At 64.7% G+C, this 22505-nt stretch carries 18 protein-coding genes; 11 read left to right on the top strand and 7 right to left on the bottom strand.

The window, feature by feature from the left end; translation table 11 throughout:
• Positions 1-182: 182 nt before the first annotated feature.
• From ACT6Q8_RS21990 to ACT6Q8_RS22005, 4 genes are read right to left on the bottom strand one after another with little or no spacing between them, the layout of a single operon-like run.
• Complete coding sequence (locus tag ACT6Q8_RS21990) at positions 183-1472, bottom strand: amino acid deaminase (protein ID WP_444734741.1); 1290 nt, start codon at positions 1470-1472, stop codon at positions 183-185.
• Between the two features lie 18 nt (positions 1473-1490).
• Complete coding sequence (locus tag ACT6Q8_RS21995; protein WP_444734740.1) at positions 1491-2492, bottom strand: ornithine cyclodeaminase family protein; 1002 nt, start codon at positions 2490-2492, stop codon at positions 1491-1493.
• Positions 2489-3943, bottom strand: a complete 1455-nt coding sequence (locus tag ACT6Q8_RS22000; RefSeq protein WP_444734739.1) for a M81 family metallopeptidase — start codon at positions 3941-3943, stop codon at positions 2489-2491. The genes ACT6Q8_RS21995 and ACT6Q8_RS22000 overlap by 4 nt, the downstream gene beginning before the upstream one ends.
• A gap of 26 nt (positions 3944-3969) precedes the next feature.
• Positions 3970-5874, bottom strand: a complete 1905-nt coding sequence (locus tag ACT6Q8_RS22005; RefSeq protein ID WP_444734738.1) for a serine hydrolase domain-containing protein — start codon at positions 5872-5874, stop codon at positions 3970-3972.
• Positions 5875-5980: 106 nt separating this feature from the next.
• On the opposite strand from ACT6Q8_RS22005, the gene ACT6Q8_RS22010 reads away from it, so the two are divergent.
• The 6 genes from ACT6Q8_RS22010 (at position 5981) to ACT6Q8_RS22035 (ending at position 13961) form a co-directional block, all read left to right on the top strand.
• A complete protein-coding gene (locus ACT6Q8_RS22010) occupies positions 5981-7240 on the top strand; it encodes a D-amino acid dehydrogenase (protein ID WP_444734737.1) in 1260 nt (419 codons plus the stop codon).
• A gap of 11 nt (positions 7241-7251) precedes the next feature.
• On the top strand, positions 7252-8328 hold the full coding sequence (locus ACT6Q8_RS22015) for a serine hydrolase domain-containing protein (RefSeq protein ID WP_444734736.1): 1077 nt from the start codon (positions 7252-7254) through the stop codon (positions 8326-8328).
• Between the two features lie 5 nt (positions 8329-8333).
• The gene (locus ACT6Q8_RS22020) at positions 8334-9950 is read left to right on the top strand and encodes a class I adenylate-forming enzyme family protein (protein WP_444734735.1); all 1617 of its coding nucleotides are present in this window, start codon (positions 8334-8336) and stop codon (positions 9948-9950) included.
• Between the two features lie 176 nt (positions 9951-10126).
• The gene (locus ACT6Q8_RS22025) at positions 10127-12358 is read left to right on the top strand and encodes a TonB-dependent receptor (RefSeq protein WP_444734734.1); all 2232 of its coding nucleotides are present in this window, start codon (positions 10127-10129) and stop codon (positions 12356-12358) included.
• Entirely contained in the window at positions 12358-13476 is a 1119-nt protein-coding gene (locus ACT6Q8_RS22030; protein WP_444734733.1) for an alanine racemase, read from the top strand. Before ACT6Q8_RS22025 ends, ACT6Q8_RS22030 begins: the two co-directional genes overlap by 1 nt.
• A gap of 17 nt (positions 13477-13493) precedes the next feature.
• Positions 13494-13961 (top strand): MaoC family dehydratase, encoded by a 468-nt coding sequence (locus ACT6Q8_RS22035; protein ID WP_444734732.1) that lies wholly within the window; start codon positions 13494-13496, stop codon positions 13959-13961.
• Between the two features lie 71 nt (positions 13962-14032).
• On the opposite strand, the gene ACT6Q8_RS22040 is transcribed toward ACT6Q8_RS22035, so the two are convergent.
• Complete coding sequence (locus ACT6Q8_RS22040) at positions 14033-15604, bottom strand: peptide ABC transporter substrate-binding protein (protein WP_444734731.1); 1572 nt, start codon at positions 15602-15604, stop codon at positions 14033-14035.
• Between the two features lie 141 nt (positions 15605-15745).
• Between ACT6Q8_RS22040 and ACT6Q8_RS22045 the strand changes: the two genes are divergently transcribed.
• The 3 genes from ACT6Q8_RS22045 to ACT6Q8_RS22055 all read left to right on the top strand — a co-directional run bounded on the left by ACT6Q8_RS22045 (position 15746) and on the right by ACT6Q8_RS22055 (position 18087).
• On the top strand, positions 15746-15928 hold the full coding sequence (locus tag ACT6Q8_RS22045; RefSeq protein WP_444734730.1) for a hypothetical protein: 183 nt from the start codon (positions 15746-15748) through the stop codon (positions 15926-15928).
• Positions 15928-17706, top strand: coding sequence for a CocE/NonD family hydrolase (locus ACT6Q8_RS22050; protein ID WP_444734729.1), 1779 nt, complete (start codon positions 15928-15930; stop codon positions 17704-17706). The genes ACT6Q8_RS22045 and ACT6Q8_RS22050 overlap by 1 nt, the downstream gene beginning before the upstream one ends.
• Positions 17707-17853: 147 nt before the next feature.
• Complete coding sequence (locus ACT6Q8_RS22055; RefSeq protein WP_444739427.1) at positions 17854-18087, top strand: M55 family metallopeptidase; 234 nt, start codon at positions 17854-17856, stop codon at positions 18085-18087.
• A 2-nt stretch (positions 18088-18089) separates the two neighbouring features.
• Here the strand turns inward: ACT6Q8_RS22055 and ACT6Q8_RS22060 are convergent, their stop codons facing one another.
• Both ACT6Q8_RS22060 and ACT6Q8_RS22065 read right to left on the bottom strand, forming a co-directional pair.
• Positions 18090-18791 (bottom strand): TetR/AcrR family transcriptional regulator, encoded by a 702-nt coding sequence (locus tag ACT6Q8_RS22060; protein ID WP_444734728.1) that lies wholly within the window; start codon positions 18789-18791, stop codon positions 18090-18092.
• Between the two features lie 177 nt (positions 18792-18968).
• Positions 18969-19643, bottom strand: a complete 675-nt coding sequence (locus ACT6Q8_RS22065; protein WP_054168368.1) for a TetR/AcrR family transcriptional regulator — start codon at positions 19641-19643, stop codon at positions 18969-18971.
• A gap of 175 nt (positions 19644-19818) precedes the next feature.
• Between ACT6Q8_RS22065 and ACT6Q8_RS22070 the strand changes: the two genes are divergently transcribed.
• Positions 19819-20820 carry an ornithine cyclodeaminase family protein gene (locus ACT6Q8_RS22070; protein ID WP_444734727.1) on the top strand — a complete coding sequence of 334 codons (1002 nt, stop codon included), beginning with the start codon at positions 19819-19821 and terminating at the stop codon, positions 20818-20820.
• Between the two features lie 444 nt (positions 20821-21264).
• On the top strand, positions 21265-22500 hold the full coding sequence (locus ACT6Q8_RS22075; RefSeq protein WP_444734726.1) for a tyrosine-type recombinase/integrase: 1236 nt from the start codon (positions 21265-21267) through the stop codon (positions 22498-22500).
• Positions 22501-22505: the final 5 nt, after the last annotated feature.

A 22505-nucleotide genomic window follows, 5' to 3' on the forward strand; every position in this document is an offset into this window, starting at 1 on the left:
TCCAGATTATAGGCCGCCTTCAGGTTCGCCTCGATCTCCGGCGGCAGCACGCGTTCGCTGTCGAACGGGCCACCCGGTGCCGAATGCATCAGGAAGAACGACAAGGCCACGATCACCAGCAATGTCGGGATCGCTTCCAGCAGGCGCCGGATGATATAGGAAAGCATTGGGTTCCCCGCCGGTCAGAAGAAGGTCAGGATGCCGCCGCTGACGCGGTAATCATCCTCCACCACCGACAGCAGCCGCCATTTGTCGAAGGTGGTGCAGGGATGGGAGATGCCGAAACAGACCATGTCGCCCACCCGCAACGGGCTGTCTTCCGGCAGCGACAGGTAACCATGCTGATCGTTCATGCCCGTCAGCCGGTATCCCGCCTCCAGCGCCTGCGGCCCCTGCCCGCCGATGCGGTGCCAGGCGACGGGGACGGGCAGGTCGATATCGGTGCCGGCATCGCGCTTACCCAGGGTAACGATGGCCCGGCCCGGATCGGGCCGCGACTGCACATAGGCCCAGAGTTCGATGGCGGGCCGGGGTGGCGGCGCCAGCCCCGCCAGATGCGGGCTGCGTTCCACCAGCCGCTGCCAGGCCCGCTGCGCCCAGCCATGATCATGGGTCAGGTAGCAGCCGGACCGCAGCACGATCTGGACCGGTGATTTCAGCCCGATGGCCCGCATGGAAGCCGCCGCCATGTCGTAATAGATCGACCCACCCGCCGACAGCAGCACGGGGCCGGGCCGAAACCAGCCCCTGGCCTCAACCGCCCGCGCGGTTTCGGTCATCAGGGCGAACAGTGCGGCGATACACGTCTCAATGGTGGCATCATCAGGACCAGGCAAAATGCCCTCGTAACATTCGATCCCGGCCAAGGACAGCACGTCCGGCGCCTGCGCAACCGCCGCCGCAACGGCCATCGCATCCGAAAGGTTACGAGTCCCCGTGCGCCCCCCCGCCTGCCCGACCTCCAGCAGCACGTTCAGGGGCCGGGTGGGTGCCGCCGCGCGCAGCCCCTGCACCAGCAAGGCGACGCCGTCCAGACTGTCGACCAGACAGTAGAAATCGAAATCCGGGTCGCGCGACAATTCCCCCGCTACCCAGGCAATGTCGGGCCGGGACAGCAGCTGATTGGCCATCAGGATGCGGTTGATGCCGAAACGGCGGTATGTCGTGGCGTGGCCGACACTGGCCGCCGTGATGCCCCAGGCCCCGTCCGCCAGCTGGCGGTGGAACAGCTGCGGGCTCATGCTGGTCTTGCCATGCGGGGCCAGGGAAAGGCCAGTATGGGCCAGGAAGGCCCGCATCCAGGCGCTGTTGGCATCCAGGGCGGAGCGGCGCAGCACCGCCGCCGGCAAGGGCAGGTCGCCCGCCAGCAGGTTCCAGCCCTTCTCCGCAATCCTGTCCAGCCTGAAGGGTACCGTCCCGGCGGGCACGCCCTTGTAGCGGTCATCGATCTGCATATCATCGGGCATCATCATAATGCGCCCCTCCCCTTTTCACATTCTTAGTCTTTGCATGATTGTCGGCGGCGCGGTGGCCAGACATGTCAGCAGATGGGCAGCCACCGCCAGATCCTGCGCCACCACGCCCACCGATTTGTAGAGCGTGATCTGGTCGGCGGTGGTGCGGCCCTCGGCCTTTCCGGCCAGGATGGCGCCGATTTCCGCCCGGATATCGCCCTCCCCGATCAAGCCGTCGCGCAGCCCCGCCTGGATATCACCGCCCAACGCCAGGGCCGAGGGTCGATGATCGACATAAAGACGCCCGCGCGCCAGCACCGCACCATCCACCTCCCGCTGCTGCGGGAAGGAGGCACCGACGATATTCACATGCACCCCCGCCGGCAGCAGCCCGCCCGTCAGGATCGGGTCCGTGGCGGATGTCGTGGTGCAAATGATGTCGGCCTGTTCCACCGCCCCCGCCACGGTGGCGCAGGGCGCTACCGCGATCCCATGCCCTTCCGCCATCTCCGCGCCGAAGCGGGCAACCTTGTCCGCTGACCGGCCCCAGACGGACAGGTGGGTCACGGGCCGGATCAGGCACATCGCCTCCACATGCCGCCGCGCCTGCTCCCCGCTTCCCAGCACGGCCAGATGGCTGGCATCCGGTCGGGCCAGGGCGTCGGTGGCGACGGCGCTAGCTGCCGCCGTGCGGATCGCGGTAATGGCGCCGGCATCGAACAGGGCCACCGGCGCCCCATGATCAGCATCGAACAGCAGCACCGCCCCGCAATGCGACGGCAAACCGGCGGCGGCGTTGCCGGGAAAGGCCGTTGCCACCTTGATCCCGAAACAGGCCGGTTCATCGATGAAGCCCGGCATCATGCCCAGCAGCCGGCCCATGCCCGGCAGGTCCATGCGGCTGCGCGGTGACTGTCTTACATCGCCCAGCGCCATGCGTGCCATGACCTTGGCCACGACCCTGATGGCGTCTTCCATGGGCAGCAAGGCCTCCACCCCTGCGGCATCCAGCACGGCCAGGCCGTCACCCCTGCTCATAGCGGGTCCAGGGGCCAGACGGGGCGGGCCAGATGCAGGAACTGCACATCGCGGAAACCCAGGTCAATACCGCCGGGCGTATCGACATAGAGGATTCGATCCGTTATCGAAATGAAATTGCTGAAGAAATGTACCGTCGATTTCGGCACCAGAATTCGTTTCGAAAGTGGATCAATGCCCATTTGCGAATAGACATCGGGGCTGAATGTCTGCCCTCGACCCTCCGTCACCACAACATCGACGCCGCCGATGCGGATGGCAGCCGCCCCGCCGACAGGCAACAGCGGGGTTTCAGGGGCACAATGGCGTTGCATCGCATCATCGCGCAGGCACAGGACCGTCGCCATGCCGGTCACCGGCTCGCCTGAACAGGCCTCCCGCTTGCCGCCAATGCGGGCCGGGAATGTTCCACCGACCCCGGCGGCACGGGCATCGGCGACGGTTTCCGGATCATGCAGCAGACCGACCGCCGCCCCCTCCACCCCCGCCTCAATCAGGCCGCGCAGGATATGGGTGGCATCACCGGGCGCGCCGCCGCCGGGATTGTCGCTGCCATCGGCCAGAACGAAGGGCGGGCCGGGCGGGGCCGCCGCCACGATGGCCAGCGCCTGATCCAGCGGGATCGGCCGCAGCGCCAGTTCGTCCCGCTCCCGCCAGAACCGCCTTGCGATGGCATCGGCGGCGGCTTGCGCAAGGGCCAGATCACCATTGCCGATGGCCAGGGCGCGCACCCCGGCGTCGGCATGATCGCCCCAGGGAAAGCCATGGATCAGCGAAACGGACAGGATGCCATGCGGCTCCTCCATCGCGCCCATCCAGTCCACGAAATCGGCCATGGCCGGGCGTACCGTGGGGAAGGCACCGATGGCCGGTACCGGGATCATGACCATGCGCGGCCTGATCCGCCCCTGCGCGGTGGCCACCGCCAGACGATACAGTTCCCCGGCACGCGCGGCGATGTCGGTATGGGGATAATGCTTGTAGGCGACCAGCAGGTCGCAGCTTTCCAGCAGACCCGGCGACAGGTGGCCATGCAGGTCCAGCAAGGCGCCAACAACCACATCCCCGCCCAGCGCTGCCCGGATATCGGCCATCAGAACCGCCTCGCAATGGCTGCCATCCTCCGCCAGGGTGGCGCCATGCAGGTTCATCAACACGATATCCACGGGACCTGCGGCACGCAGGTCATTCAGGATACGGGCGCGCAGATGCTGCCAGCACTCCAGCCGCAGCGGCCCCGTCGGCGGGGCGAAGGCGACCGTGCCGCCTAGGACACAGTGCCCATCGGCCTGGGCCAGGGCGACCATATCGCTATGGCCGTTGGTGGGCGTGGCCATGCGGGGGTCGGTGCCTTCGCGATAAAGGCAATGGCCCGCGAAATCATCCAGGGTGGCGCGGGCGGTGACGAAACTGTTCACCTCGCACCCGAAGCCGGCGATGAAGATATGCATCGGACAGCCCTTCTTGTCGCAACGGATCAGGGAATGGACAGCACGAACTGCCCGTTGGCCGCCAGTAGGGCCAGATACAGCGCCAGCAGCACGACGCCGCCAGCCAGGACGCTGCGCATCACCGGACCGGCCTGCATACGCCGGTGCCACAGGACAGGAACTGCCAGGGCCAGCAGCATGGCCGACAGCCAGGGCAGCACGAAGGCGGGCCGCAGCCCCAGATAGCCCATGCCGTACAGCAGATCCCATTGCGAGCCCCCGGCCAGAACCAAACCCACCCAGAGCGGGAAAGCCAGGATGCTGAGTGCCGACAGCCCCAGCACCGTCATGCCGGGCCGCAACGCCGGGCGGCGAGCGAACAGCACCGTCGCCAGCACCAGCATGGCCAAGGCCGACCCCAGCCCGACCAACAGCAGCGGCAGCTTCACGCCGGCCTGCCGGTACCAGGGCTGCGGCAGGGCGGACAGGTTGTAGCCCGCGATGTCCAGATGGATGGACGCCACAGCGCCGGCCGCGTCGCGCACGACCGACAGGGTCCGCCCCACACGCCGGCCATTATCACCAGGCAGCAGGCTGAACCGGTCGGGCGCGGTTTCCATGAAGCGCGGGGCCGTGCCGCCATAAAGGCCCGGCATGGCCAGCGTCAGCACGCCATCATCATCCGCACTCAATCGGAACTCCGTCAGCATCGACAGCATCAGCAGCGGATCGGGGTCGATGAAGCGGAAATCCTGATAGGTGCCGGCGACAGACGCTGCACGCTGCGCCGCATCGGGCAGCGGCACCAGTGCCGGCGCCGGGTCTGGCAGATAGGTCTCCAGGAAGGACGACAGGAAATCACCGGTCAGGAAACCGCCATTCCCGGTAATGGCCAGGAAATAGCCAAAGCCCTTTTCGGGAAACAGCCGCAGGTCAGCCGACAGGCCCCGTTCACCACCGGAATGACCGACGACCAGCGTGCCCCCCACCTGCCGGCGCTGCCAGATGAGACCCAGCGTTGTGCCGATATCGGGGTTCCCCCCCTGACGCCGCAGCAACTCCCCAATGCCGGACGGCGGCATCAATATTGTATCGTGGCCCGCAGCACCTTCCAGATAGGCTGCCATGTAGCGGGCCATGTCGTTGGCGCTGGCCTGCAAGCCCGCCGCCCCGATATTCAGTGAATATTCAACGGGAACGGGGTAAAGCCGCCCGTCAGGCCCCGGTTCATAGGTGCGGGCCGGCATGGCGGCGGGATCGGCGGCAGGCGCCGCCCCCGGCAGGTTGAAGCGGCTGTTATCCATGCCCAGGGGCGACAGGATACGGTCGCGCAGCAATGCTGCATGATCACGGCCCGTCACCTGCTCCAACACACCGGACACCAGTGCCGTCCCGTAATTGCTGTAGGAATGGAACTGGCCCGGCGGCAGCAGCGGGGCCGGCTGCCGATCGGACAGATAGGTCTTCAGCGGCAACAGGCTGTCGGCATCCCAGGCGGAGCTGCCGATCATCCGGTCAGGCATGCCCGACGCATGGGTCAGCAGGTCGCGCAGCGTCACCGCCCGCCCCGGCCCCTGGTGCAAGGGGAAGGACAAATGCCGCTGCACGGGATCGTCCAGCCCCAGCCGCCCTTCCATCACCAGCTGTGCGACCGCCGTCGCCGTGAAGGTCTTGGTGATGGAGGCCAGCGGGAACATGGTATGATCAATGTCCACGGGCAGCTTGGCCTCCAGATCGGCCATACCATAGGCGCGGGCATGGAACACCTGCCCATCCTTCACAGCGATCAGCACAGCACCGGCCACCTGCCGATCCGCCAGTTTGGCGAACAGCGCCCTTTCAGCAAAAGCCGCGAAGGTCGCCGGGTCATCAGGGATTTCGGCCCGTACCGCCGGTGATGACAAACCCGCCAGCAGCAGGGTCACCCCCATGATCGAACGCAGCAACACCATCACCCCTCTCCGCACTTTGGTGGAATTGATGGCACCATAAAATGATATTGTTTTCAAGTTCAGTTTTTGGCACACTCAATGAATAGTGAATTGCGGAGCCGCATCCATGCGTATCCTGATCATCGGGGCGGGCGTCATTGGCGTCACCAGCGCCCATTACCTGCGCCAAGCGGGGCACGAGGTCAGCATCATTGATGCCGCCCCCGCCGTTGCCGACGGGGCCAGTCACGCCAATGCCGGACAGATCAGCTGGGGCTATGCCAGCCCCTGGGCGGCACCCGGCATTCCGTTGAAGGCGCTGCGCTGGATGGTCAGCGCGCATCCGCCCTTGTTGATCCATGGTTCCACCGACTGGCGGCAATGGCGCTGGCTGCGCTGGATGCTGCGCAACTGCACCGCCGCCCGCTATCGCCGTAACAAGACCTGGATGCTGTCGCTGGCCCGGTACAGCCAGCAGGCCCTGGCCGCCCTGCGCACGGAGACGGGCCTGCGCTATGATGATGGACAGCGCGGCACGCTGCAATTGTTCCGGACGCAGAAGGCCATGGACGCGTCGACCGCCGACAGCCATGTGCTGACCACCCTGAACGTCCCGCATTCCCTGCTGACCCCGCGTGAATGCGTGGCGCGGGAACCGGGCCTGGCGCATATGGTGGACGGGCTGGCCGGCGGTCTGCTGATGCCGGGTGATGAGACGGGGGATTGCCAGCTTTTTACGCACGCGCTGGCTAACCGGTTGCAGCAGGATGGCGTCGCGTTGCATCTGGGCACAGCCGCGACGCAGGTCGTGCAGGCGGGTGATCGGGTGACCGGCGTGATGGTCGGCGGGCGCTTCCACGCCGCCGATGCCGTGGTGGTGGCCGCCGGCCATGAAACCGCCCGGCTGCTGCGCCCATTGGGGCTGGATTTGCCCGTCCTGCCCGTGAAGGGCTATTCGGCCACGGTCCCCATCGTAGATGCGGAACGGGCACCCGTTTCCACCCTGCTGGATGATCATTACAAGATCGCTGTCACCCGCCTGGGTGACCGCATCCGGGCCGCCGGCATCGCGGAACTGGCGGGGCCGGATCACCGGCTGACCCCGGCGCGGTGCGATACCGTGCGCCATGTGATTGCCGACCTGTTCCCCGGTGCCGCTGACATGGCGGCGATCCAGTTCTGGACCGGCCTGCGCCCCATGACGCCCAATGGTGTGCCGCTGGTGGGGGAAAGCGGCACCAAAGGTCTCTACCTCAACACCGGCCACGGTACCCTGGGCTGGACCATGGCCTGCGGGTCGGGCCGGCTGCTGGCCGATATCATCGACGGGCATGTCACGGATATCGATGCCTCGCCCTATGCCTGGCCCCGCCCGTTTGCCGAATGAAAGAGGCCGTGATGCGTGCAGACCATCCCCTTCGCGATATTCCGCACCGGCTATCCCTGGCCCTGGCCGACCTGTGCCGGCAGGGCACCATCGGGGCGGTGCTGGGGCTTGCCGTACCGGGCCGTGCGCCCCTGCTGCTGGCGGCGGGGCATGCGGATATCGCCCGGACGCAGGCTGTCACACCCGGCTATCAGTTCTGTATCGGCAGCCAGAGCAAGAGCTTCACTGCCGTCACGGCCCTGTCGCTGATCAAGGCCGGGTTGCTGGACCTGGACCGGCCCGTCGCGGACTATGCCGCCGACCTTCGCCATGGGGGCGAGGTGACGATGCGGCAATTGCTGACCCACCAATCCGGCCTGGGCAATGGTCATGCCCTGCTGACCCCGCCCAAACGCCTGCCGGATCGGGAGGTGGGGTTCGATGAACTGGAAACCCTTTCCCTGGCCGATGGCCGGCATTTTGCGGCAGGAGAGCGGTTCGAATACAATAATTACGGCTACGCCCTGGCCGCCCATGTCATGGCGCGCGCTACCGGGACGCCCTATGAAAGCCTGCTGCGGGATCGGGTCTTGGCCCCCCTGGGCCTGAACCAGACGCGCCTGGGCCGACGACGAGCGGACCTCCCGCCGGGATTGATGGCCTCCGGCTGGTACCGTCCTGACCCGACACTGGATTTCGCGGATATGGCCGATGGCGGGGACCTGTTCTGGGCCGGTTCCTCAGGGGCCATGGTGTCCGACCTGGGCGATCTGCTGCATTGGTATCAATGCTTGCGGGACGGAAGCGCCGGCGGCATCGGCCTTGCCGACTGTCTGGCCACACAGGTCGCGGACCCCCATCAAGGGATGCGTACCGCCTATGCGCTGGGCCTGGAATGCCGGATGTTCGGGGGCATCCCCTGCTGGGGCCATGGCGGGCGGGTGCTGGGCTATCTGTCGGCGGGCTTTGTCGAGCCGGAAAGCGGCATCACCCTGGCATTGCTGACCAATCTGGCTGAAACCGGGGTGGCCGACCTGACGGCCACCATGATGCTGATCCAGTCCGTGGCGTCGCTGGCCCTTCATGCCGGCTTGGACATGGTGGAGTGACCGCAATGCGTCTGCTGCCTCCAGACATCCCCGCCCTGCCCCGACTGGGCGATTATCTGGGCCATTACGCCCATCACACGCCCGACAGCGACGCCGCCGTGCTGAATGGACGCCGCCTGTCCTACGCCACCCTGCATGCGCAGGTGACGGCGGCGCAGCGGGCATTGCTGGCCCTGGGGATACGGCCGGGGGACCGGGTGGCGATGCTGGCCCCGCCCTGCCCGGCCTTCTGGACCCTGTTCCTGGCCACCTGCGGCATTGGCGGCATCTGGACCGGACTGAACCCCAAATACCGCACGGCGGAATTCCGCCATGTCCTGACCGACGCGCAACCGTCGCTGGTCATCACCGTTCCCGGCTTTGGCGGACGCGATTATCCGGCCGAATTGTCGGAACTGGCGCGGGAGGTGCCGTCGATTCGCGCGGTTCTGGAGGTGCAGGGCGATAATCTGCACCCGCGCCATCTGGCGGCGGGTGAAAACCTGTCGCCTGCCCTGCTGGCCGCCGCCCGCGAAACGGTGACCGCCGACAGCCCGGCCCTGATCGTCTACACCTCCGGCTCGACGGGCCGGCCCAAGGGGGCTGTGCTGCGTCAACGCGGGCTGGTCGAATGCTCCCTGATCCAGGGCGACCATTTCGGCGGACCCGGCATGCGCATGCTGAACAACCTGCCCATCAACCATATTGGCAGCGTCGGCGACGTATCCTGCGCCACCCTGGTCCAGGGTGGGGCCATCATCTTCATGGAAAGCTTCGACCCCGCCGGCACCGTCCATGTGCTGGCGGCCGAACGGGTCAGCGTCTGGGGCCAGATCCCCACCATGTTCCAACTGGTGATGGATGATCCGGCCTTCGCCCATGCCGACCTGTCGCATCTGCGCGACATCGTCTGGTCTGGGGCGGCAGCACCAGAGGCGCTGGTATGCCAGCTGGCGGCACTGGGCAAGCGGCTGGTCACCTGCTTCGGCATGACGGAAACGACGGGTAACATCACCTTCACCCGCCCAGACGCCGACATCGCGGTGCTGGCCGGCAGCATCGGCTGGCCCGATCCGCGTTATGACATCCGCCTGGCGGACGCAGACGGCAACCCGGTGCCCGACGGGGTAGCGGGCGAAATCCAGGTGCGGGGCGGCTGGATCATGCAGGGCTATTTCAACCGGCCCGATGCGACCGCCGAAAGCTTCACGCCGGATGGCTGGATGCGAACGGGTGATCTGGCGGAGATCGTGCCAGACCTGGGTTGGCGCATCGTCGGTCGGCTGAAGGAGATGTTCAAATCCGGCGGCTATAATGTCTACCCGCGGGAGGTGGAACAGGTAATCGAAACCCACCCCGCCGTGGAACTGGCCGCCGTCGTTGGCGTACCCGACCCGCTTTACCGAGAAGTGGGATACGCCTTCATCCAGCCGCGCGCCGGCCATCCACCGCCGAACCCTGCGGAATTGGCCGCCCATTGCCGAGCGCACATGGCCAATTACAAGGTGCCCAAGCGTTTCATCCTTACAGAATCCCTGCCCCTGCTGCCCATCGGCAAGCTGGACAAGCAGGCGTTGAAGGCACAGGTGGCGGGGATGCTGGCAGGTGACGTAGGTCAGGTCGAGGCGAAAGCCGAGCCCTGACAGAAAAGGCCTTACCGCAAGACTGTCAGGGCTCGCGCGGCGCGCTCGACCTGACCTACGGAAGGTCACTGCCGCAACAGCGCTTGCCTTAAAAGTGAAATTGTGTTCGATTTCTAAAAATACCACATGCAAGGGCCGGGACCGCCGGCATCAACAACTAGAACAAGGGGGTTTTTATGGTACGGGAAAACAAGCGGGTACGGCTGGCATGCGCCTCCATCCTGGCCCTGACGGCAGCCACTGCCGGGCAGGCGCAGGAAATGATCGTGCTGGAGGAGATCATCGTCACGGCACAGCGGCGCATCGAGAATCCGATGGATGTACCTTTGTCCATCACGGCCATTTCCGGCGATGCGCTGGAACGGGCCGGTGTCGGCACCGTGGACCAGGCCATGCGCCTGATCCCCAACGTGTCGCTGGACAACAACAATTCCCTGCGCTCTGGCCGCATCTCCATCCGCGGCATCACCTCGGACGTGAACAATCTGGGCACGGAGGGCAGCGTCTCGGTCTCCGTCGACGGGGTCTATCAGGGCCGCGCCACGACCTTGAACAGCGACCTCATCGACCTGGAACGGGTGGAGGTGCTGCGCGGGCCGCAGGGCACGCTCTATGGCAAGAACACCACCGGCGGCGCCATCAACATCATCACCAGGCGCCCGGCAAAGGAGCCGGAGGCGGTGGCCGATATCCGCTTTGGCAATCACGACGCGCAGCGCTACCGCGCCACCGTCTCTGCCCCGCTGGGTGACGCCTTCGCGTTCCGCGCATCGGCCGCCGTCACGCGCCGCGACGGTCTGCTGACCAACAGCTTCCAGGGCCGCAAGGTTAATGACATCAACAGCGAGACCGCGCGCCTGACGCTGGAGGCGCGCCCGTCGGAAACCGTGACGATCCGCCTGTCCGCCGATGGCAGCCGCGATGACGGTACGGGCGACAGCAAGTCGGTCCTGACATTGGGCGGCACGGTTGGCGGTTTCGCCCAGGCCGTGGGCGTGCCCCTGACGGTGCCGCCTTTGTTCGACCGCACCACCGCCTTTGATGCGCCGAACAATGAAAACCGCCGCGTCTGGGGCACATCCGCCACCATCGATTGGGACACGGGCGAGGATACGGTCACCTCCATCAGCGCCTTGCGCGGCTTCACCTTCGACAATCAAAGCGACAATGACTTCACGCCCCTGTCGCTGGTGCAGTCGGGCCTGCGGGAGAAGCAGCACCAGTTCAGCCAGGAACTGCGCTATGTCGCGGCACAGCGGGATCATTTCCGCTACACGGCCGGCCTCTATTATTTCCACCAGATCCTGAAGGGCAATCAGGTCGCCTCCGTCGGCCCGCATTTCTCTGTTCTGACCGGGGTGCTGACCGGCGGGGCGCTGGTGGTGCCGGCGGGGTCCGTGGCCCCGGCCTTCGTGCGAACCGAAACCGACAGCTATGCCGCCTACGCCGAAGGCACCTATGACGTGACGGAGCAGTTCAGCCTGACGGCGGGCCTGCGCTACAGCCACGAGACCAAGGATGTCCGCCACGACCAGTCGAAGGTGAACCCGCTCTTCGTGCCGCTGGGCTTCCCGCCGCCGATCCCGGTCTTCACCGCCGGGCTGACGGAGAACAACCTCTCGCCCAAGCTGACGGCGCAGTACCGGTTCAACGACGACACCATGGCCTATGCGACCGTCAGCCGGGGCTTCAAGGGTGGCGGGTTCAGCACGGGCCTGATCAACAGCGCCGCCGACACCGAATTCAAGTCGGAAAAGGCGACGAATTATGAGCTGGGGCTGAAATCCACGCTGGTGCCGCGCCGCCTGAACGCCACGCTGACCGGCTTCTATCTCGATTACAGCGACCTGCAGGTCTCCACCTTCGTCACCAACCGTTTCATCGTCTCCAACGCCGCCAGCGCCACCAGCAAGGGCGTGGAGTTGGAGCTGGAATTCAAGGCGACGAAGGAATTGCTGTTGCAGGCATCTGCCGGCTATCTGGATGCCAGCTACGATGATTTCGCCAACGCCCCCTGCCCCGCCGGCAGTGCGGCCCGCACCTGCGATCTGTCCGGCAAGCGCATGCTGCGCGCGCCGGAATGGACCACCACGCTCACCGCCGGTTATGAGCGGGAGGTGACGGCGGGCATCACCGGCTATTTCCGGGCTGATTACACCTACAAATCCGGGCAGTTCTTCACCCTGGAACAGGACCCGGACCTGTCGCAGTCGGGCTATGGCCTGGTGGGCGGCAAGGCGGGCCTGCGCTTCAACGACGGTGCCTATGAACTGTCGGTCTATGCGCAGAACCTGTTCGACCGGCATTACATCAATGGCGGCGGCACAGGCATCCCCTTCTCCGACACCAAGGGCGTGACCTTGGGCGACCCGCGTCTATGGGGCGTCGAATTCAAGGCGCGCTTCTGATGATGAAGGCTGGCCCGCCAACCCCGTATCTGGTCGTCGACCGTGACGTGCTGGACCGCAATCTGGAAAGGATGCGGTCTATCGCCGCCCGGCATGGCGTGCGGCTGCGCCCGCATATGAAAACGACCAAGTCGGTGGAAATCGCGCTGGCCGCCCATGGCGGGCAGGCCGGCTCCATCACTGTGTCCACCCTGCGCGAGGCCCGGCATTTCGCCGATGCCGGGTTCCGCGACATCCTCTACGCCGTCACCACCACCCCGGCAAAAGTGACGGAAATCGCGGCGTTGGGCGCGGCCACGGGTGCGCAAATCACCATCCTGGCCGAAGACGCCACCGTTGCGGCGGCGGTCGGGGCAGAGGCGCAGTCCTGCGGGCTGCGGCTGCCGGTCCTCATCGACATCGATTGCGGTTATGGCCGGTCGGGCCTGCACCCGGACGACCCGCACCTGCCGGTGCTGGGCCGTCTGATCCACGATCATCCTGGCCTGTCTCTGGCCGGGGTCATGACCCATGCCGGTCAGGCCTATGATTGCCGCGATGCCGACGCCGTCCGTCGTGTCGCGCGGCAGGAGGTATCGGCCACCGTCGCCGCCGCCACCCTGTTACGCGATATCGGCCTGCCCGTGCCCACCGTCAGCATCGGATCGACACCCACGGCGCTGCTGGCCGACGACCTGTCCGGCATCACGGAAATCCGCCCCGGCAATTACCAGTTCCTGGACCTGACACAGGCCGCCATCAGCGTCTGTGGTCCGGGCGACATCGCGCTGCGCGTGGTGACGGAGGTGTTGAGCCACCATCCCGGCGGCCATGCCCTGGTGGATGCCGGCGCGCTGGCCCTGTCCAAGGATACAGGTGCCGACGGGCATTACGGGATCGTCGCCCGCATCGGTGACACCCCCGCCCCGCCCGGCCTGTTCATCGCCAAGGTGGCGCAGGAACAGGGCTATCTCCGTGGCCCGCACGGGCTGGACCTGACCTGGCTGCTGCCCGTGGGCACACGGGTGGAGGTCCTGCCCAACCATGCCTGCATGACGGCGGCGGCCCACGATTTCTACCACATCCGCTCCGACAGCCACGCGCCGGACATCTGGCGGCGCGTCAATGGCTGGCACTGAACAATAAGGATAAGGGAATGACCACCACCATGCGTCCCCATATGGACGACCTGTCGACCCTGATCGGCGCTGAACTGGGCGTGTCCCGCTGGATCACGCTGGGGCAGGAGGATAACGACCTTTTCGCCCGCGCCACCCGCGATCCCGACCCGCTGCATATCGATCCCGATTGGGCGCGGCGTGAAGGGCCGTTTGGCGGCACCATCATCTTCGGCTTCCTGACGCTGGGCATGCTGACCCATCTGGCCAATGATATCGGCCTGCCGCGCGGGTCGAAATATCAGCTGAATTACGGGCTGAACCGGGTGCGTTTCGTCTCCCCGGTGCATGTCGGGTCACGCGTCCGGCTGCGCATGGCGCTGGCGGACGTAAAGGAACATGCGCTGGGTATGCTGATCACCAACAATTGCACCATCGAGATCGAAGGCAGCGACCAGCCCGCCATCGTGGCGGAATGGCTGGGCGTGCTGGTGCGGGAGGATTGACGGTCAACCCGTCTTCACTTTTTTGGCAAACAAACCGCCCGGCGTAACCAATACGCCGGGCGGTTTCTGCTTCAGGACTTCGCCGGCAGCAGCCGAAGGAACCGGGCCGGTGTGACCGTTCCCGGCGCCGGCTGCATGCCCTTAACGCGGGTTGAGACCAGCAGCTTGCGCGAGACCTGCAGCAGCGGGATCACAGGGGCGTCGGCCATTGCGAGGCTTTCGGCTTCGGCCAGCTTGTCATACATACCGGACAGGTCGGGCTGCTCACGCGCCACTTCCAGCAGCTTGGTGAAGGCGGGATTGTGATATCCCGGCCCGAAGCCGCCCCGGTCGCCGTCCAGCAGGTCCAGATAGGTCACGGGCTGATCCGAATTCCAGCCATTCATGGCCAGGTCGGTATAGTCGCGGGCCCGCAGATGCGTCACCACCGACTTCGTCTCCTGATTATGCAGGGTGACGGTGATACCCAGCTTCTGTTTCAGCATGGCGGCGACGGCGATATTGATCTGCCGGAACCGGTCACCCGTGGGATGCAGGATCTCAATCGACAGCGGCTTGTCCTTGCCGTATCCCGCCTCTGCCAGCAATTGCCGCGCCTTGGCGTCTCGGTCGGCCTGGGACAGGGTGGCCCATGGCAGAGGCGACGCCGTATAGCCGGGAATGCCGGTCGGCACGAAGGTGAGAAGCGGCGTTTCCCCGCTGCGCAGCACCTTCTGCGAGATCACCTCCCGGTCGATGGCCATGCTGATCGCCTGACGCAGCTTCACCTGCGTCGCCCAAGGCTCCCGTGTCAGATTGGGGCTGAGATAGAGGACGCCGGCGCTGGGATAGACCATCAGCGCCTCACCCCATTCCGCCCTGATCGCATCCAGTTGACCCGGCGGAACCGACACTGTCATATGCAGGTCGCCGGTGCGGAACCGTTTCAGTTCGGTCTGCTGATCCTCCGTGACATGATATTCCACAATCTCCGTGGCGACGGTAGCGGTATCCCAGTAATGGGGGTTCTTCTGCAACCGGACCAGCGATTGCGGTTCCCGTGCCACCGCCATATAGGCACCGTTGGAGAGGGGCAGCGCCCGGTCATTCGCCCCCTGGGTCAGGCTGGACCGGTGGACGGGGCACAGCATGGCCTGGGGCAGATAGGCCGTGAAATCCGCCTGCCGGCGGGCCAGTTGCACGACCAGGGTATGGGCGTCCACCGCCTTGACGCCCAGCGTCGCCGGGTCGGCCTTACCCGTGATGATGGCCTGCGCATTCGCCAGGTGGAGCAGTTTATCCGCCTGCGCTGCCGCCGTGGCCGGCGTCACCAGCCGGCGCCAGGCGGCCACGAAATCATCGGCTGTCACAGGGCTTCCGTCCGACCAGCGCGCATCCGTCCGCAGCGTGAACGTATAAGTCAGGCCATCCTTGGACAGGGTCCAGCCTGTGGCCACGCCGGGAATGGCCTCGCCCCGGGCACCATAGGCCAGCAGCCCCTCACAGATATCGTTGGCGATCCGCATCTCGAACACGGTGGAGGCCTTCTGCCAGTCCAGCGTTGAGATGTCGGGCCCGTTGCCCAGCCGCAAGGCCTCCGCCCCTGCCGCCACAGGAACCAACAGGCCCAGAGCGGCCAGCATGGCCATGGTCACAACGCGCATATCCCGTCTCCCGCATCAGTTCCGCCGGTACCGCTTCACATCCATGACACATGGTCCGACCGACAGCCCTTATTGACACACCAACGGGGTCGATGTTTCAATAGTGAAGTTGCTTTCAATTTCATAAAACTGGAGATCTTCATGGGACTCAGGTCGCCGGGCCGGCATTCTTCGGACAACTGGAACCCCCTGGCCCCGGTAGCGAAGACGCCGCACTACACCGCCAGCCGGTTCGACCTCTATGATATGGACGCGGTCGGGCAGAAGCGGGCGATACCGGGCGAGCCCCGGACCTTTGGTATCAAACTGCGGGTGGATTTCTGATGAGCGGGCGGTTGGGCGACGTGGTCACAACCGGCGCGGAGGCCGGGCAAAAGACGGAAGGCTGGAGCGACCAATCCTATTACCTGCCCATGCGGGACGGGATACGGCTGGCGCTCAGCCTCTATTTCCCCAACGGCAAGCCGCCGGCGGAGAGATCACCGGTCCTGCTGGTGCAGACCCGCTATGGGCGGGCGAGCGTCTATCTCTCCAACCCCGATTATGCACGCTGGCGAAAGGCGGGCTATGTCGTCGCCATCATTGATACGCGCGGGTCCACCGCGTCTTTCGGCGCGCGCCATGTGGATATCGGACCGGAAGAACAGGCCGATATGCCGGCGATCATCGCGCATCTGGCCGGCCAGCCCTGGTCCAGCGGGGAGGTCTTCACCCATGGCGTCTCCTACATGGCCGATACCTCGGACTGGTCGACGGCCATCCCCGCCCCGGCCCTGAAGGGCGCCTTGCCCCGCCAGACGGATTTCGACGCCTATCTGCATCTGTTCATGCCGGGCGGCGTATCCAATGACTGGTTCCTGACCGAATGGGGTGGCTTTACCCAGCGCATCGACACCGGCCGCGCCGGACGGGAGGATTTCGACTGCGTGGCGCGACCCGCCGACTGCCCCAAACTGTTCCCCGCCTTGCAGCCTGTCGATGGGGACGAAGATTACCAGCTGATGCGGCAGGCGGTGACGGGACGGGAACGCTGGGCACCCGGAGATTATATGGACGCGCAGTTTCGCGACGATCCGGGATTGAACGGCCACAGCCTATTCAACTCTTCCCCCGCCTCGGCCCTGGCCGCCATACGGGCGCTGCACAAACCCGTACAATATTGGGGGTCCTGGGTCGATGGCGGCACGGCGGAAGCCGCGCTGGCCCGCTTCCGCTCCGCCCCCGACGTGCCGATGGAAGTGTGGATCACCGCCAACAGCCATCAGCATGATGTGGGGGCCGATCCCTTCTTTCCCGATCAGCGTGACCCCATGCCCACTGTTGAGGCACAGTTCGCCCATAATCTGGCCTTCACGGAGAATGTTCGGCGTGGCGCGCCATCGCCGCGCATCATTCATTACTACGTTATGGGTGCACGCCGGTTTCGCGAGAGCCATGTTTGGCCGCCCGCCGACACGCGGGTGCATTCCTTCCACCTGGCCCCGGACGGCACCCTGTCCACGGGGCCGGCACCGGCGGGCAGCGTCGCCCACAAGGTGGATTTCACGGCCACCACGGGCGATGCCACCCGCTGGTCAACGCAGTTCGGCACCCCTCCCGCCTATCCCGACCGGCGGGCGGAGGATGCGAAGCTGCTGGTCTTCGACAGTCCAGCTTTCCAGACGGATATGGAGTTGGCGGGCACCCCGGTCCTCACGCTGCACACCAGCAGCGCCACTGACGACCCGGCCTTCTTCGCCTATCTGGAGGATGTGGCCCCCGATGGCCGCGTCACCTATCTGACGGAGGGCATGCTGCGCGCCATCCACCGCAAACCGGCCGACCCCTCCACCCTACCCTATGACCAAGGTCCCGTCCCCCATTCCTTCCGTCGGGCCGATGCGATGCCAGTTTTGCCGGGGGAAGTGATGGAGGTTCGGTTCTCCCTGTTCCCCTTGGCCGCCCTGCTGAAGCGCGGACACAGGCTGCGTCTGGCCATCACGGGCGGTGATGCCAAGGTCTTCCGCCGCCATTCCAGGGACGAGAACGAAGTTTTCACCATCCAGACCGGGCCGGGCAAGCCAAGCCGGGTCGAGATTGATCTCCGTCCCTGGTGGGATTAGAGCTGTTTGCACTCAACCGGTGCTGGATACGCTGCCTGATCATGTACAGGTCATGCGGTCCTGGCCGCGCCCGCTGGGCATGATGCAGGATATCGAGACGGACCCCTTCACCGCCTGCCTGATGATCGGCCATCATACGGGCCGTGCATCAGGGGCGCCGCCGCCGATGCCGTCCGCACCAGGACCACAGCAACGCCGCTGCTGCCGGATACGCCGCTGACGGTGGAGGTGCAGTTCAAGAACCACTGGAACGCTGAACTGCTGGTCGACCTGCCGTGCTTCAGCCGGCTGGATACGGTCACTGTCGGTTTTACGGTGGATGACGCGCCGGTCCTGGCCCGTATCCTGAAATTCATCACCAGTTACACGCCGTCGCCCTGAATTTAGCCCTGTGCCTTCAGATCCGCCATACCCGCAAACTCCCCCATCTGATCGGCAGGCGGGTTGGCCAGGAAGACTGTACGATACCAGAGGATGGACAGAAAGCGGGCGATACGATCCGGGTCCAGCTCGCCTTCCACCAGTTCCGGCAATGGTTGGACATAAAGATCGAACAGGGCGCGATCCACCATGCCGCCCAGCGTATGGGCCAGGGCCGCATGGACCGCCGGATCAACGCCGGCATCGGCGAAGCGCCGCTGGGTATTGGCCGCCACACGCCGGCTCCAGGCGGCGCTGACCTCTTGATAGAAGACGGCGAAACGCGGCTCGGAATCCTCCAGCTGCAACAGGCTGCGCATAATGCCGGGACGTTCGGCGTATTGCCGGGCCAGGACAGCCGTGGCGCGCATCAGCGGATCGAAACCGTCGGGGCTGCGCTGCCTTCCTTCCTGCGTCATGGATCTGCGCAGTTGTTCCATCATGTCGGTCACCGCTTCTTGCAGCACCTCCATGGCCAGGCTCTCAAGGTCTGGATAGTAATGGTACAACAGCGAAATGGGGACATCCGCCTCCTGCGCGACATCGACAAGGCGCAGCGCACGGTAGCCGTCACGCTCCAGCACCTTCCTGCAAGCGTCCTTTATGCGCTGCCGGCTGCGCACACCCCGGCTGGTGGCGACAGTGCCGTTTTCACCCTGCGACATCGACGATCCGTACCCTGAACATTGCGTAAGACAACCTAACACCCATCCCTTCCCATGCCTAGTTGGGCCGGCCCTGCCCAGTCAGGTCCGGATATCGGATGGAGTTGAAAAAAATGAAGTTGTTTTCAATATCATTTCATGATGTGATCCCGGCTATCCCCAAGCGCGCGACCGCCGTCAGAGATGAAAGCCGGCCAAGCCGGCGAACCGACCCATGCGATCGGCGGGCGGATCGCGGAGATAGAGTGCCCGATGCCAGAGCAGAGACACGAACAATGCCATATGCTCCCGGTCTTCTGCGAAGACAGGCGTCAGGATCGGGCTGCGCAGGACAAGACATTCATAGACGAAATTGTCCACCATGCTGCACAGCGCATGGGCCAGCATCAACCGCTCCCCCTCAGTCAGACGGGCGTCCGCGAATTGCTGGGCGATGGACCGCGCCACGGCCTGATTCCAACGTTGCGACATGTCGCGGAACAGCTGCTGGAATTCAGGCTCATCAGCGCCGAAGGAGATGATACAGCGCAGGAGGCCGGGATTGCCTGCATAAAGGCTGATGATACGGCGGTTCTTGTCCAGGATACGGTCGAAGGCGCTGCCTGTGCTGTCAGCCGCCAGCAAGTCCTGCACCTCGTCGCGCAGCCTGGTCAGGGCCGCCAGCACGATCTGCGCCTTGCCCTTGAAATATCGGTAGATCAGGCTGGATGGGACCTTTGCCTCAGCCGCGATGTCGGCCAGCCGCAGGTCCTGATAACCGATGCTGTTGACCATGCTGGTCGCCGCATCGATCAGCCGGTCCCGCGTCTCCAGGCCCTTGCGGGTCCGAGGCAGCCCCGGGTCCCGTTGCACGGCGTTGCGTCTGCGCCTTGTTGTCACTCTTCCCTCTTGGTTCGGCCTGATGCCGCGATGGCCCCCAGGGTATTTCGCGCCAGAATAAATGAATTTGATTCCAATGTCGGTTGGAAAATGCCGGTTCCGGCATGCCACCGCTCCCCCCGTCAGCAAAAATACGGAGAAAGACAAGATGTCCATCGTCGTTCTGGATCGCTACGCGGTTGAAGCCCTGTTGCCCATGGCCGAATGTATCGAGGCCGTGGCTCATGGCATGGCCCGCACGGCCCGTGGCGGCACGCGCCAGCCGCCACGCAGCCGCCTTGACCTGCCCGTTCCGGGCAACCTGCTATCCATGATGCCGGGCTGGATTGATGAACCAGAAGCGTTCGGCATCAAGGTGGTCAGCGTCTTCCCCGGAAATTTCGATGTCGGCCTCCCCTCCCATCGCGGTCTAGTACTGCTGTTCGAAGCGGTACACGGCGCCCTGGTTGGCATCTTCGATGGCGGCACCATTACCGGCATCCGCACGGCGGCGGCCAGCGCGCTCGCCACCCGCCTGCTGTCACGTCCGGAATCGAGCGACCTTGCCGTACTGGGCTATGGCGAGCAGGCGGAACAGCACCTCGCCGCTATGCAGGTCGTCCGGCCCATCACCCATGTCACGGTATGGGGCCGCTCGGCCGAGAAGGCCGCCGCCTTCTGCCGCCGAATGTCGGCGAAGCACGGGATCAGCGTCGAGCCCGCAAGAAGCGTGCAGGAGGCCGTGGCGACCGCAGACATCATCTGCACCACCACAGCCTCGCGGGAACCCATCCTGCAGGGGGCGTGGCTGCCGACAGGTTGCCATCTGAATGTCGTTGGTTCCAGCTTCCCGCAGAATCGGGAGATCGACGCCGAAGCCGTTTTACGCAGCCGCTTCTATGTGGATTACAAGCCCTCGACCCTGGCGCTGGCCGGCGATTATCAGGACGCAGTTGCCCAAGGTCTGATCGATGAGAGCCACATTATCGGCGGCACGGGCGATGTGCTGGAGGGGCTGGCACCGGGCCGCATCACCCCTGGGGACATTACCCTCTACAAGTCGGTGGGCATCGTGGCGCAGGATCTGGTGGCTGCACAGCACCTGCTGAACAAGGCCTTGAACGATCCGGCCGCGGCGGCAAGCGGGTTGGTTCAGTCGATCGCATTTTAAAGCCGGGTAAGAAGAACCTACCCCCGACAGGGTCCAGGTTCTTCCCTGGGCTTTGGTGTTGGATGCAGGGGGCGGCACCCTCGATTTGAACCCGCTGAGCTAAGTTATTGATTTCGTTAAATAGTGGGTCATTGCAAAGAACCAGAGCCAAAGACATAAGCCCTGTAACCTGTTGGTATTACGGGGCTTTTGGTGTGACCAGTTGGATGCGGGGGCAGGATTTGAACCTGCGGCCTTCAGGTTATGAGTTTGAAAAGTATTCATACGATCAAATACGACGACACCAGCCTATTCCCCATAACATGCTGTTTATAAATAATAATCCCAATGAGCCATTGTCTCTCAAATACGCTTCAATTACCCTAATTTCACTCTCTCTTGTTACCTATATGTTACCTGTGGACCGGTGGCATGACCACAGTTTTTTGGCAGGCAAGGAGGTTGATGATGGCGAAACTGACAAAGCGCGTGGTCGAACAGTTGGAGCCGGAAGCCGTCGAAACCGTCCATTGGGATGATGAGCTTCGCGGCTTCGGCGTGCGCGTTTGGCCATCGGGCCGCAAGGTCTATGTTGCCATGACGAGGGTCAAAGGCCGGCTGCGGAAGGTGACGATCGGCACGCATGGCCCTATCACCGCCGAGAAAGCCCGGATTAAGGCACACGAAATCATCTCACAGGCGAAAGCTGGCAACGACCCGGTCAAGGAGCTTGACGTAGCCCGCAAATCGCCCACGGTCAAAGGGCTCGGCGAGCGCTTCCTCAAGGAACATGTCGCTGTCCGCTGCAAGCCCTCCACTCAATATGAGTACAGGCGCTCCGTCGAGTTGTTCATCAATCCCGAGATCGGCACCCGCAAGGTCTTGGATATCGAGCGCCGGGACGTCGCCGAACTGCACCAATCCCTACAGCACATTCCCTATCAGGCCAACCGGACCCTGGGGGTGCTGTCCAAGATGTTCAATCTGGCCGAGGTTTGGGGGCTGCGGCCTGACGGCAGCAATCCCTGCCTGCATGTGAAGAAATACCGTGAAGAGAAACGCGAGCGGTTTCTTGGCGCCGACGAGTACGCCTCCTTGGGCCGGACCTTGGCCGAAGTTGAAGCGGATGGTTCAGAGCCTCCGGCCGTAGTCGCCGCCGTCCGGTTGCTGATGCTGACGGGCTGCCGCCTGGGCGAAGTCATGACCTTGAAATGGCCCTATGTGGATTGGCAGGCGCGGGCATTGCGTTTGCCGGATTCCAAAACGGGCGCGAAGGTTGTGCATTTCGGGGAAGCCGTGGCCGCCGTGCTGCGGTCGATCCCCAGGCTACAGGACAATCCCTGGGTGATCACCGGCACGAAGGAAGGTGCCCGGTTGAGCGACTTGCAGCCGCCTTGGCGCCGCATCCGCAAGAAGGCCGGGCTGGATGATGTCCGCATCCATGATCTGCGGCACTCGTTCGCCAGCGGCGCCCTGTTCCTGGGCGAAGGGCTGCCGATGATCGGCAAGTTGCTCGGACATACCCAAGTGCAGACCACAGCCCGGTACGCCCATCTGGCTGCCGACCCCGTCAAGAATGCCATGGAGAAGGTCTCGGACTTCATTGCCAAGCAGGCGACGATCAGTGCAAAGCGGCGGCGCAATCACAAATACACGGTCCAACCCTTGGGATCGTGGGCAAGCGCGAAATCAGCACCGTAGAGGTA

Source organism: Niveispirillum sp. (assembly GCF_052437035.1).
Lineage (GTDB): Bacteria > Pseudomonadota > Alphaproteobacteria > Azospirillales > Azospirillaceae > Niveispirillum.